Source organism: Streptomyces sp. NPDC107500 (assembly GCF_055582785.1).
Map to the genome: position 1 here is coordinate 330,008 of NZ_JBVJPF010000001.1, position 12,567 is coordinate 342,574.

Consider the following 12,567-nt stretch of genomic DNA (forward strand, 5'->3'; position numbering starts at 1 on the left):
GATCCGAGTGAACCGAGTGAGGTGGGCGGACGGTCGCCGTGACCGTCCGCCCGTGCACTCCCGTGCGCCCCCGTCAGCCCTCGAAGCCGGCCACGTTCTCCTTGGTGACCACCTTCACGGGCACCTTCACCGTCTGCTCCACCTTCTTGTCCTCGGCCGCCCGCAGCGCGTTCTGTACGGCGATCCTGCCCAGTTCCTTCGGCTGCTGCGCGACGGACGCGAACAACGTGCCTCCCTGGACCGCCTTCAGCCCGTCCGGCGTGCCGTCGAAGCCGACGACCTGGACCGACTTGCCCGCCTTGGAGCCCAGCGCCTTGATCGCGCCGAGCGCCATCTCGTCGTTCTCCGCGAAGACACCGTCGATGTCCGGGTGCGCCTGGAGCAGGTTGGTCATCACGTCCAGGCCCTTGGTGCGGTCGAAGTCCGCGGGCTGCTTGGCGACCACCTTGATGCCCGGGTACTCCTTGAGGCCGGCCGCGAAGCCCGCCCCGCGCTCCCGGCTGGCGGAGGTGCCGGCCTGGCCCTGGAGGATGGCGATGGTGCCCTTGCCGCCGAGCTTCTCGGCGAGGGCCTTGGCGCCCAGCGCACCGCCCTCGACGTTGTCGGAGGCGACCAGCGCGGCGGTCTCGGCGTCGTTCACGCCGCGGTCCACGGCGATGACGGGGATGTCGTCCTTGTTCGCCGAGCGCACCGAGGGGCCCGCGGCGTCCGAGTCCACCGGGTTGACGATGATCGAGGACAGGCCCTCGCTGGTGAAGTTCTGCAACTGGTTCGCCTGCTGGGAGGCGTCGTTCTGCGCGTCGGTGACGGTCAGGTCCACGCCCAGCTTCTTCGCCTGCTCCTCCGCACCGTCCCTGATCTGCACGAAGAACGGGTTGTTCAGCGTCGACAGCGACAGCCCGACCTTCTTCGACGTGCCGCCCGAGGACCCGTTGTGCAGCAGCGAGGTCGCGCCGACCACCGCGACGGCGACGACCGCCGCGACGACGTACGTCAGCGCCTGCCTGCCCCGGTTCCCGCCGCCGGAGGTCCCGGCCGCCGGGGTGGTCGCGCCGGCCTTGCGCCGCAGGGTGTCCAGGAGCACCGCCAGCGCGATGACGACACCGATGACGACCTGCTGCCAGAACGCGGAGACCGACAGCAGGTTCAGGCCGTTGCGCAGCACCGCGAGGATCAGCGCGCCGATCAGCGTGCCGGACGCCTTGCCGGTACCGCCCGCGAGCGAGGCACCGCCGATGACGACGGCGGCGATGGCGTCCAGTTCGTAGCCCTGCGCGGCCTGCGGCTGCGCGGAGGAGAGCCGGGAGGCGAGGACGATGCCCGCGGCGGCGGCGAACAGGCCGGAGAAGGCGTAGATGGCGAGCTTCTGCCGCTTGACCCGCAGCCCGGACAGCCGCGCGGCCTCCTCGTTGCCGCCGATGGCGTACATGGAGCGGCCGATGTAGGTCCGCCCGAGGACGAACGCGGTGATCAGACCCATCACGATCATCACCAGCACCGGCACCGGCAGCCACCCGCCGAGGGTGTCCCCGAGGTGCGAGACCGACTCCGGGAAGGCGATCGGCGAACCCTGCGAGATGACCAGAGACAGACCGCGCCCGACCGACAGCATGGCGAGCGTCGCGATGAACGGCGGCAGCTTCCCGTACGAGATCAGGAAACCGTTCACCAGACCGCAGGCGATGCCCGTCGCGACGGACAGCAGCACCGCGAGCGCGACCGGTATCCCGGCCTCGGTGGCGCTCCAGGCCAGTACGGTGGCCGACAGCGCGGCGACCGAGCCGACCGACAGGTCGATGCCCGCCGAGACGATGACGAAGGTGACGCCGAAGGCGAGGATCGCCGTCACGGCCGCCTGGACGCCGACGTTGAGCAGGTTGTCGGCGGTCAGGAAGTCCCCGGAGAGCGCCGACATGGCGACGACGAGGACGATCAGCGCGGTCAGCGCGCCGTTCTCCAGCAGCAGGCGGCGCACACCGCCCGAGGCGCCCTGCGCGCCCGGCTTGCTCTTGAGCGTGTCAGTGGCCACGGTCGGCCTCCGTTCCGGTTCCATCGGTGTGGGGGATGCTGACGGCGAGCGCCATGACGGCGTCCTGGGTGGCCCGCTCGGCGGGGAGTTCACCGGCGACCCGTCCCTGTGCCATGACGACCACCCGGTCGCTCATGCCGAGTACTTCGGGCAGATCGCTGGAGATCATGAGCACGGCGGCACCGGCGGCCGTCAGTTCGTTGACGAGCTGGTAGATCTCGACCTTGGCGCCGACGTCGATGCCGCGCGTCGGCTCGTCGAGGATGAGCACCTTCGTGTCGGCCAGCAGCCACTTGCCGATGACGACCTTCTGCTGGTTGCCGCCGGAGAGGGTGCGCACGTGCTGGCCGAGACCGGCCATCCGCACACCGAGCTGCCCGGCGATCCGCTCCGCCGACGCACGCCGGCCCTTGAGATCGACGAGCCCCGCGCGGGCGCTCGACCGAAGGGTGACGAGCCCGAGGTTCTCCTCGACGGACGCGTCGAGCACGAGCCCCTGCCCCTTGCGGTCCTCGGGCACCAGCCCGATCCCGGCGGCCATGGCGGCGTTCACGTCGTGCCGCCGCAGCGGCGCGCCCGCGACGTGCACGGTCCCGGCGTCGTAGGGGTCGGCGCCGAACACGGCGCGCGCCACCTCGGTCCGCCCGGCGCCGACGAGGCCCGCGATGCCGACGACCTCACCGGCCCGCACCTCGAAGCCGACGTCGTGGAAGACACCGTCCCGGGTCAGCCCCTCCACCTTGAGCAGCGCCTCACCGGTGTCGGTGCGTTCACGCGGGTACTGCTGCTCGATCGACCGCCCGACCATGAGCCGTACCAGCTCGTCCTCGGGGGTGGAGGCGGGCACTTGGCCGACGCTGCGCCCGTCCCGGATGACGGTGACGCGGTCGCCGAGGGCGGCGATCTCCTCCAGGTGGTGCGTGATGAACACGATCCCGACGCCGTCCTCGCGCAGCCGCCGCACGATGGCGAACAGCTTCTCGACCTCCTCGGAGGTCAGCACGGCGGTCGGCTCGTCCATGATGAGCACGCGCGCCTCCAGGCTGAGCGCCTTGGCGATCTCGACCATCTGGAGCCGCGCGATGCCGAGTTCCCGCACGCGCGTACGGGGGGACACGCTCAGGCCGACCCGCTTCAGCAGCACCTCGGCGTCCGCGTCCATCTTCTTCCGGTCGATCATTCCCAGGCGGCGCGGCTGCCGCCCCAGGAAGATGTTCTCGGCGACCGTCAGGTCGGGGACGAGGTTGAACTCCTGGTAGATGGTGGCGATCCCGAGGCGCTCGGAGTCCTGCGCACCGTGGATGCGCACCTCCTCGCCACCGGCCAGGATCCGCCCGGCGTCGGGGGTGTAGGCACCGGAGAGCATCTTGATGAGGGTGCTCTTGCCCGCGCCGTTCTCACCGAGCAGCACGTGCACCTCGCCCCGGCGCAGGTCGAAGTCGACGCTGTCGAGCGCGACCACGCCGGGGAAGGTCTTGCGGATGCCCTCGATGCGCAGCAACTCGTCCGGACTGCGGCTGCTCACGGCGTACTCCTTCGTACGGGGGACGGGTGTTCTTGTGGGTTCGCCTCACCGCAGGAGCGGCGGACGACGAGCCGCGCGGGGAGGGTGACGGACTCGCCGGTCCGCCCCTCGATCCGGTCGACGAGCGCGCGGACGGCGGCCCGCCCGAGGTCGCGCGTGGGCTGGGCGATGGCGGTGACCGGCGGATCGGTGTGCACGAACCACGGGATGTCGTCGAACGCGGCGAGCGCGATGTCCTCGGGGACCCGGAGGCCCCGCGCCCGTACGGCGTCCAGCGCGCCGAGCGCCATCAGGTTGTCGGCGGCGAAGACGACCTCGGGCGGCTCGGGCAGGTCGAGGAAGCCCTCGGTGACCCGGCGGCCGCTGTCGGCCTGGAAGTCGCCCTGCCCGATGTAGGCGCCGGGGAGGGGCAGCCCGTACGCGCCGAGCGCCTCGCGGAAGGCGTCGACGCGCTCGCGTCCGGTGGTGGTGGCGGCGGGCCCGGCGATGATCGCGAGCCGGCGGTGCCCGAGCCCGTACAGGTGGGCGACGAGGTCCTGTACGGCGGCCCGCCCGTCCGACCTGACGACGGGGACGTCGACGCCGGGGATCCAGCGGTCGACGAAGACCATGGGCGTCCCGGCCCGCGCGGCGGCGAGCATGTGCGGGGAGCCGCCGTCGGTGGGGGAGACGAGGAGCCCGTCGATCCGGCGGTCCAGCAGCGTCGTCACGTGGTGGTCCTGGAGATCGGGCCGCTCGTCGGCGTTGCCGATGATGACGCTGTAGCCGAGGGCGCGGGCCTCCTCCTCGACGGAGCGGGCCAGTTCCGTGAAGTACGGGTTCATGACGTCGCTGATGACCAGGCCGAGGGTGCGGGTCTGGTCGGTGCGCAGTGACCGGGCGACGGCGTTCGGGCGGTAGCCCAGCGTCTCGACCGCGGCCAGTACGCGGCGGCGCGCGGTGGCGCTGACCGACGGGTGGCCGTTGAGCGCGCGCGAGACCGTCGCGACGGAGACGCCCGCCTCGGCGGCGACGTCCTTGATGCTCGCCATCGCCGTTTCCACCTCCTCGTGGAATCGATTACACGAGGGATTGGAAACGATTACAGGGGCTCGGGGCAAGGGGTGGTGCCGCGCCGAGACCCAATCGTGACCGGGTCCCGGCGCGGCCGCGGGCGGCCTCAGCGCTTGAGCGTGAAGGTGAAGTCGCCGCTGAGCCCGGCGCCCAGCCGGACGGCCGAGACGACCTTCCCCTCGGCGGCCAGCCTTTCGACCTCGGCCCGGGAGAGGCCGCACCCTTCGGCGATCAGCCGCACCGGCCGGACCGGGATCGGGGCGGCGAAGCGGACCGAGACGTCGATCACCTCGCGGTCCAGGTGGTCCGACCCGCCGGTGTCGAGGCGCCAGGCGCCGGCCCAGTCGAGGGCGACGCGATTACGGCGCCGGACGCCCGGATCCTGGAGCAACTCCGCCGCCAGGGCGGGGTCAATGCCGTGCAGCCGGTCCAGCAGCCCGGGCCGCACCGAGCGCACGCGCGTGCGCTCGAAGACCGTGAGCTTCGCGGTGTCCCCGCAGGTGGTGCAGAGCACGAGGAGCCAGGCGTCGATGAGTTTGTGGTGGGCGTTGGCGCGGAATTTGCCGTTCGCCCGGAAGCGCCCGCCCCCGCACGCGTGGCAGCGGCGGATGACGAGTGGCAGGCAAGTGGGCATGACGACCCAGTCGTTGAGCACAGGAGTACACCGGTTTCAGTGTGAGAAGTCCGCAGCGGAAAGCAGCACGGCGCACAGGTGCGACGCGCGACAGATCAGCACTCGGGGTGTCTCACGCGGTGTACAACGGCCCGCCCTTCACCAGACGACTCGGGTCGGCAGGAGGGTAGTTGGGCACGGCGGCGCGGCTCCACCGGTTTTCACCGGGGGAGCCGCGCCGCCGTCCGGCCGGGCAGGTCTCAGTCGAAGGCCGCGTCGAACATGCCGGCCTCGTAGGAGCCGCCCGCCTGGTGGGTGATCACGGCGAGCCGGTTGGCCGCGTTGATCATGGCGACGGTGCCGACCAGTGAGGCGATCTGGTCGTCGTCGTAGTGCTTGCGCACCTGGGCCCAGGTCTCGTCGGACACGCCCTGGTGGGCGTCGGCGAGCCGGGTGCCCTCCTCGGCGAGGGCCAGCGCCGCCCGCTCGGCCTCGGTGAACACGGTGGACTCGCGCCAGGCCGCGACCAGGTGCAGCCGGACCGCGCTCTCCCCGGCGGCCGTGGCCTCCTTGGTGTGCATGTCGATGCAGTGCCCGCAGCCGTTGATCTGGCTGGCCCGCAGCGCGATCAGCTCCTGCGTGGACTTCGGCAGCGACGACTGCTGGAGCACCAGGGCGACGCCGGCGAACCGCTTGGCGAACCGGCCGCCGATCTCGTTCTCGAACAGGTTGAATCGGGTTTCCATGACCCCGTCCTCACTCTCGGTGCCGCGTTGACGCACACAAGACGCCGCCGTCCCGGACCCTGTGACGGGGCGCGAGTGTGACGTGGAACACCGGCGGGGGATGTCACAGACCGGCGGCGGCCGGCGTCCTGTGCGCGTGACACCGTCGAAGGCGAACGAGCGGGAGCAGCTGGTCATGAGCGAGTACGGCAGCCACGAACAGGACACGACGGCCGGAGCGGGCGCCGGGGACGGACGCACGGACCCCGCCACCGAGGCGTTCGTCGCCCATCGCAACCTCCTCTTCACCGTCGCCTACGAGATGCTCGGCTCGGCCGCCGACGCCGAGGACGTCCTCCAGGAGACCTGGCTGCGCTGGGCGGGAGTCGATCTCGGCTCGGTGCGCGACCGGCGCGCGTACCTGGTCCGGATCACCACGCGGCAGGCGCTGACCCGGCTGCGCACGCTCGGCCGCCGCAAGGAGTCGTACGTCGGCGAGTGGCTGCCCGAGCCGCTGCTCACCACCCCCGACGTGGCCGAGGACGTCGAACTGGCCGACAGCGTCTCGATGGCGATGATGCTGGTCATGGAGACCCTGACACCGACCGAGCGGGCGGTGTTCGTGCTGCGCGAGGTGTTCGGCCTGGAGTACGACGAGATCGCCGAGGCCGTCGACAAGACCCCGGCCGCCGTCCGCCAGACCGCGCACCGGGCCCGCGCGCACGTGGCGGCCCGCCGGCCGCGCGGCGCCGTCCCCCGGGCGAAGGCCCGGGACGCGCTCGCCGCGTTCCAGCGGGCGGTGGAGACGGGGGACCTTCAGGGCCTGCTCGACATCCTGGCCCCGGACGTCGTCCTGCTGGGCGACGGCGGCGGCATCAAGCAGGCCATCCTGCGGCCCGTCCTGGGCGCCGACAAGGTGTCCCGCCTGATGCTCGGCGGCCTGGTCAAGCTGCCCGTCGGGATGTCGATGCACCCGACCCAGGTCAACGGCCACCCGGCCCTGGTCATCCGCCTCGACGGCGAACTGGACACGGTGATGGCGGTGCGCTTCGACGACGGCCGCATCTCCGGCCTGTACGCGGTGCGCAACCCCGAGAAGCTGACGCGCATGGAACGGGAAACCGCCCTGCACCGCTGACTACTGGGGCTGGGGCAGCGTGTCCCCGGTCTCCAGAAGCGTCTTGAGCCCGGACACGAGGACCGGCCACCCGTGCTGGATCATCTCGCGCACGGTGCTGCCGTCCTCGAACCCGTCATGGACGACGGTCAGCTTGACCGTCCCGCTCCCCTCAAGGTCCTCGATCTCGAAGGTGACCTTCGACCGCCGCTCGGCGGAGAGCTTGGCGAGGGTCTCGCCGTCGATCCCGTTGGCCTCGGCCCACTCGGGCGTGAAGGTGTGCCAGGTGTACGACAGCCGCCGGTGCGGGTCGGACTCGAGGACGACCTGTCCGGGGTCGGCGGTCTCGGCCCCCCGCTCCCGCCACACCATGGGGGCCCCGGCCGCCCAGTCGGTACCGAACTCCAGCCCCCAGTAGCGCCGGGTGAACTCCGGATCGGTCAGGCCCTGCCACAGCCGCTCGGGCGTGGTCCTGATGTAGGTCGTGTACACGAACGCGTCGCTGTCCATGGCGTTGCTCTCCAGCACGTGCTTGAGGTCGGCGAGTGCGTGCACCCGCCCCTGGTCGTAGCGGCTGATCCAGCGTTCGGTGATGGCGTTGATCGGCTCGGCGTTGAGGTAGTGCAACTTCTCCCGGCCCCGCCGCACGGTGGTGACCAGGTTGGCGCCCTCCAGCACCGCCAGATGCTTGCTGACCGACTGCCGCGCCATGCCGAGCCCCGCGCACAACTCCCGCAGACTCTGCCCGTTCCGCCCGTTCAGCCGATCCAGCAGCCGCCGCCGATTCCGGTCACCCAGCGCCTTGAAGACCTCGTCCATCTCCGCCCCTCTGACATGCAGCCTGTTGGCTGCCTTTTCACGCTGGCAGCCGTTGGGCTGCATGTCAATCGAGGCGGCCCAGCGCCCCGGCTCGCTGCCGAAGCCGGAGGTGACGTTGCGAGGGGCAGGAAGATCTCGTAGCCGTAGGTCAGGCCCGTGTCTCCCCCGCCGCACCACGGGCCAACTTCTCGTCGTAGTCGTTGCTCGGATTCGACGGTGAGACGATCTCGACGGCAGCCAGCACCCGCGTCGCGTCGACCGCCAGGCCCTCTTCGTCGAGGGTGGCTTCGGGGATCACGACGGCGTCCGGGCGGCGCATGCGGCCGATGGCGGGGTGCTCGATCTCGGGGCCGTTCGCGCAGATGTAGCCGGGGTGAGTGCCGGGCAATTGCGCGTCCAACTGCTTGCAGATGCGGCGGACCGCGCCCTCGTGCCGCTTCGACGGGCACCTCATCGCCAGTACCGGACCGCACGGCCCGATCTCGACGCTCCACGACCCCTCGAGCTGCTCCGAGTAGGCCCCGAGCTTCGCGGCGATCGCGCGCATCCTGGCGTAGTCCATGAGCCCAGACTATGGAGAGAAGGCGACTCTCCGACCGCCCTGTCAGTCCTCACCGGTACCGTCGCATCATGCCCAACCAGCCCCCCGCGGCCCCCGGTGAGCGGCGGCTCGCCACCCTCGAAGGCGTCCTGGAACGCATCACCTACGCCAACGAGGAGAACGGCTACACGGTCGCCCGTGTAGACACCGGCCGCGGCGCCGGTGACCTGCTCACCGTCGTCGGCGCGCTGCTCGGGGCGCAGGCCGGGGAGTCCCTGCGGATGGAGGGACGCTGGGGGTCGCATCCCCAGTACGGCAAGCAGTTCCACGTGGAGAACTACACGACCCTCCTGCCGGCCACCATCCAGGGCATCCGGCGCTACCTCGGCTCCGGCCTGGTCAAGGGCATCGGGCCGGTCTTCGCCGACCGGATCACGCAGCACTTCGGGCTGGACACGCTCACCGTCATCGAGGAGGAGCCCAAGCGGCTCATCGAGGTCCCCGGCCTCGGACCCAAGCGGACCAAGAAGATCGCCGACGCCTGGGAGGAGCAGAAGGCGATCAAGGAGGTCATGGTCTTCCTCCAGACCGTCGAGGTGTCGACGTCGATCGCGGTCCGCATCTACAAGAAGTACGGCGACGCCTCCATCTCCGTCGTGAAGAACCAGCCCTACCGCCTGGCCGCCGACGTCTGGGGCATCGGCTTCCTGACCGCCGACAAGATCGCCCAGTCCGTCGGCATCCCGCACGACAGCCCGGACCGGGTGAAGGCGGGCCTCCAGTACGCGCTCTCGCAGGCGACCGACCAAGGGCACTGCTATCTCCCCGAGGAGAGGCTCATCGCCGACGCGGTGAAGCTGCTCCAGGTGGACACCGGCCTCGTCATCGAGTGCCTCGCCGAACTGGCGGCCGAGCCGGCGGAGGACGGCGACGACCCCGGCGTGGTGCGGGAGCGGATCCCCGACCCGGACGGTGGCGACCCCGTCACCGCCGTCTACCTCGTCCCGTTCCACCGCGCCGAACTGTCCCTCTCCGCCCAGCTGCTCCGCCTCCTGCGCACCGACGAGGACCGGATGCCCGTCTTCCGGGACGTGGCCTGGGACAAGGCGCTGGGATGGCTGAAGCAGCGCACGCGCACCGATCTCGCCCCCGAGCAGGAGGCCGCCGTCAGGCTCGCCCTCACCGAGAAGGTCGCCGTCCTCACCGGCGGACCCGGCTGCGGCAAGTCCTTCACGGTCCGCTCCATCGTCGAGCTGGCCCGCGCCAAGAAGGCGAAGGTGGTGCTCGCCGCCCCGACCGGCCGGGCCGCCAAGCGCCTCGCCGAGCTGACCGGCGCCGAGGCGTCGACCGTGCACCGCCTGCTGGAGCTGAAGCCGGGCGGCGACGCCGCCTACGACCGGGACCGGCCGCTCGACGCCGACCTCGTCGTGGTGGACGAGGCGTCCATGCTCGATCTCCTCCTCGCCAACAAGCTCGTCAAAGCCGTCCCCCCGGGCGCCCACCTGCTGCTCGTCGGTGACGTCGACCAGCTGCCCAGCGTCGGCGCGGGCGAGGTGCTGCGGGACCTGCTCGCCGACGGCGGCCCCGTCCCGGCCGTCCGGCTCACCCGCGTGTTCCGGCAGGCGCAGCAGTCGGGCGTGGTCACCAACGCCCACCGCATCAACGGCGGGCAGCACCCCGTCACCGACGGCATGAAGGACTTCTTCCTCTTCGTCGAGGACGACACGGAGGAGGCCGGCCGCCTCACCGTGGACGTCGCCGCCCGCCGCATCCCCGCCAGGTTCGGCTTCGACCCGCGCCGGGACGTGCAGGTCCTCGCTCCCATGCACCGCGGACCGGCCGGCGCGGGCACGCTGAACGGACTGCTCCAGCAGGCCGTCACCCCGGGCCGCCCCGACGTGCCGGAGAAGCGGTTCGGCGGCCGTGTCTTCCGGGTCGGCGACAAGGTCACCCAGATTCGCAACAATTACGAGAAGGGTGAGAACGGCGTCTTCAACGGCACCGTCGGCGTGGTCACCTCACTCGACCCGGTGGACCAGCGCCTCACCGTACTGACGGACGAGGACGAGGAGGTTCCGTACGAATTCGACGAACTGGACGAACTGGCCCACGCCTACGCGGTGACCATCCACCGTTCCCAGGGCAGCGAGTACCCGGCGGTCGTCATCCCCGTGACCACCGGCGCCTGGATGATGCTCCAGCGGAACCTGCTGTACACGGCGGTCACCCGGGCCAAGAAGCTGGTCGTCCTCGTCGGCTCCCGCAAGGCGATCGGACAGGCGGTGCGCACGGTCTCGGCCGGCCGGCGCTGTACGGCGCTCGACTTCCGGCTGGCGGGCCCTCGCCCCTGAAACCTTCCGGTAAACCTCCCGGCCCGTGTGAAAAAAATGATCGATCAAACGAGTCGCAAAGGTCACAGAGCACTTCCGGAAGGGCGAAAGAGGGGGCAGGATGAGCAAGTTGGCGGCACTGAGTGCCGCCGATAGGCCCGATGGTCGACCCCGAGTGCACTCTCCTGAGCCAAGTGGGGGATGGTAGAGACAGTCAGGGCACCTCGAAGATGAGGCACTACGTCGGTGAGGGAAGACGTGAGCGAGCACACCAACAACTCGGTAGTACTGCGGTACGGCGACGACGAGTACACCTACCCGGTGATCGACAGCACCGTCGGTGACAAGGGCTTCGACATCGGGAAGCTCCGCGCCCAGACCGGTCTGGTGACGCTGGACAGCGGCTACGGCAACACCGCCGCCTATAAATCCGCCGTCACCTATCTGGACGGCGAGGCCGGCATCCTCCGGTACCGCGGCTACCCGATCGAGCAGCTGGCCGAGCGCTCCTCCTTCGTGGAGGTCGCCTACCTGCTGATCAACGGCGAGCTGCCCACCGTCGACGAGCTCTCCTCGTTCAAGGACGACATCACGCAGCACACCCTGCTGCACGAGGACGTCAAGAACTTCTACAAGGGCTTCCCGCGCGACGCCCACCCGATGGCCATGCTGTCGTCGGTGGTCTCGGCGCTGTCGACCTTCTACCAGGACAGCCACAACCCGTTCGACGAGCGCCAGCGCAACCTTTCCACCATCCGGCTGCTCGCGAAGCTTCCGACGATCGCGGCCTACGCGTACAAGAAGTCGATCGGTCACCCGTTCGTCTACCCGCGCAACGACCTCGGCTACGTCGAGAACTTCCTGCGGATGACCTTCTCCGTCCCGGCGCAGGAGTACGAGCTCGACCCGATCGTCGTCTCCGCCCTGGACAAGCTGCTGATCCTGCACGCGGACCACGAGCAGAACTGTTCGACCTCCACGGTCCGCCTGGTCGGCTCCTCGCAGGCGAACATGTTCGCCTCGATCTCCGCCGGCATCAACGCGCTCTGGGGCCCGCTGCACGGCGGCGCCAACCAGTCGGTGCTGGAGATGCTGGAGGGCATCCGCGACGCCGGCGGCGACGTCGACTCCTTCATCCGCAAGGTGAAGAACAAGGAGGACGGCGTCCGCCTGATGGGCTTCGGCCACCGGGTCTACAAGAACTTCGACCCGCGCGCCAAGATCATCAAGGCCGCCGCGCACGATGTGCTCTCCGCCCTCGGCAAGTCCGACGAGCTGCTGGACATCGCCCTGAAGCTGGAGGAGCACGCGCTCTCCGACGACTACTTCGTCTCGCGCAGCCTCTACCCGAACGTCGACTTCTACACCGGTCTGATCTACCGGGCCATGGGCTTCCCGACCGAGATGTTCACGGTCCTGTTCGCCCTCGGCCGCCTTCCGGGCTGGATCGCCCAGTGGCACGAGATGATCAAGGAGCCGGGTTCCCGCATCGGCCGCCCGCGCCAGATCTACACCGGCGTCGTCGAGCGCGACTTCGTCCCGGTCGAGGAGCGCTGAGCCGCAAGGCACCCCCGCACGCGCACCAGGAGAGTCCCGTACCGCTCAGAGCGGTACGGGACTCTCTCGTGTCCGGAGTGCGCGCACCGGGGCGTCCCTGTCACGGAACAGCAGAAGGCGCCCTGGCGCCGGTCCCCCCACGGGCCGACGATCCAGGGCGCCTTCCCATGTCCCGGTGCGGATTCCCCCCACGGGATCCGGCCGGGCGTCTGTGAGGACAGCGCCTGAATTCGCTGTGTCGTGCTCGTACGTCTCGTG

Annotated in this window: 10 protein-coding genes; 3 read left to right on the forward strand and 7 right to left on the reverse strand. The window is 70.4% G+C overall.

Going from position 1 to position 12,567, the window contains the following annotated elements; genetic code table 11:
• Nucleotides 1-73: 73 nt before the first annotated feature.
• The 5 genes from ACZ67M_RS01485 to ACZ67M_RS01505 all read right to left on the reverse strand — a co-directional run bounded on the left by ACZ67M_RS01485 (nt 74) and on the right by ACZ67M_RS01505 (nt 5,966).
• On the reverse strand, nt 74-2,029 hold the full coding sequence (locus ACZ67M_RS01485) for an ABC transporter permease/substrate-binding protein (protein ID WP_467320337.1): 1,956 nt from the start codon (nt 2,027-2,029) through the stop codon (nt 74-76).
• On the reverse strand, nt 2,019-3,554 hold the full coding sequence (locus ACZ67M_RS01490; protein ID WP_385803065.1) for a sugar ABC transporter ATP-binding protein: 1,536 nt from the start codon (nt 3,552-3,554) through the stop codon (nt 2,019-2,021). Before ACZ67M_RS01490 ends, ACZ67M_RS01485 begins: the two co-directional genes overlap by 11 nt.
• A complete protein-coding gene (locus tag ACZ67M_RS01495) occupies nt 3,551-4,585 on the reverse strand; it encodes a LacI family DNA-binding transcriptional regulator (protein ID WP_361354362.1) in 1,035 nt (344 codons plus the stop codon). Before ACZ67M_RS01495 ends, ACZ67M_RS01490 begins: the two co-directional genes overlap by 4 nt.
• Nucleotides 4,586-4,713: 128 nt before the next feature.
• A complete protein-coding gene (locus tag ACZ67M_RS01500; RefSeq protein ID WP_469849123.1) occupies nt 4,714-5,241 on the reverse strand; it encodes a DUF1062 domain-containing protein in 528 nt (175 codons plus the stop codon).
• Between the two features lie 239 nt (nt 5,242-5,480).
• Nucleotides 5,481-5,966, reverse strand: coding sequence for a carboxymuconolactone decarboxylase family protein (locus tag ACZ67M_RS01505; RefSeq protein ID WP_392008301.1), 486 nt, complete (start codon nt 5,964-5,966; stop codon nt 5,481-5,483).
• Nucleotides 5,967-6,096: 130 nt separating this feature from the next.
• Between ACZ67M_RS01505 and ACZ67M_RS01510 the strand changes: the two genes are divergently transcribed.
• Nucleotides 6,097-7,083, forward strand: coding sequence for an RNA polymerase sigma-70 factor (locus tag ACZ67M_RS01510; protein WP_385800323.1), 987 nt, complete (start codon nt 6,097-6,099; stop codon nt 7,081-7,083).
• Here the strand turns inward: ACZ67M_RS01510 and ACZ67M_RS01515 are convergent, their stop codons facing one another.
• Together ACZ67M_RS01515 and ACZ67M_RS01520 are read right to left on the reverse strand one after the other, a co-directional pair.
• Nucleotides 7,084-7,881: an ArsR/SmtB family transcription factor gene (locus ACZ67M_RS01515; RefSeq protein WP_469849124.1), complete on the reverse strand. Its 798-nt coding sequence runs from the start codon at nt 7,879-7,881 to the stop codon at nt 7,084-7,086.
• Between the two features lie 148 nt (nt 7,882-8,029).
• The gene (locus tag ACZ67M_RS01520) at nt 8,030-8,443 is read right to left on the reverse strand and encodes a Uma2 family endonuclease (protein ID WP_469849125.1); all 414 of its coding nucleotides are present in this window, start codon (nt 8,441-8,443) and stop codon (nt 8,030-8,032) included.
• A 68-nt stretch (nt 8,444-8,511) separates the two neighbouring features.
• Between ACZ67M_RS01520 and recD2 the strand changes: the two genes are divergently transcribed.
• Both recD2 and ACZ67M_RS01530 read left to right on the forward strand, forming a co-directional pair.
• On the forward strand, nt 8,512-10,773 hold the full coding sequence (gene recD2 / locus ACZ67M_RS01525; RefSeq protein WP_469849127.1) for an SF1B family DNA helicase RecD2: 2,262 nt from the start codon (nt 8,512-8,514) through the stop codon (nt 10,771-10,773).
• 225 nt (nt 10,774-10,998) lie between these two features.
• Entirely contained in the window at nt 10,999-12,309 is a 1,311-nt protein-coding gene (locus ACZ67M_RS01530) for a citrate synthase (RefSeq protein WP_206328746.1), read from the forward strand.
• Nucleotides 12,310-12,567 lie beyond the last annotated feature (258 nt).

Coding starts and splice junctions, on each gene's coding strand:
- recD2 (WP_469849127.1), top strand. CDS start 8,512: ATGCCCAACCAGCCCCCCGCGGCCCCCGGTGAGCGGCGGCTCGCCACC.
- ACZ67M_RS01495 (WP_361354362.1), bottom strand. CDS start 4,585: ATGGCGAGCATCAAGGACGTCGCCGCCGAGGCGGGCGTCTCCGTCGCG.
- ACZ67M_RS01505 (WP_392008301.1), bottom strand. CDS start 5,966: ATGGAAACCCGATTCAACCTGTTCGAGAACGAGATCGGCGGCCGGTTC.
- ACZ67M_RS01520 (WP_469849125.1), bottom strand. CDS start 8,443: ATGGACTACGCCAGGATGCGCGCGATCGCCGCGAAGCTCGGGGCCTAC.
- ACZ67M_RS01500 (WP_469849123.1), bottom strand. CDS start 5,241: ATGCCCACTTGCCTGCCACTCGTCATCCGCCGCTGCCACGCGTGCGGG.
- ACZ67M_RS01515 (WP_469849124.1), bottom strand. CDS start 7,881: ATGGACGAGGTCTTCAAGGCGCTGGGTGACCGGAATCGGCGGCGGCTG.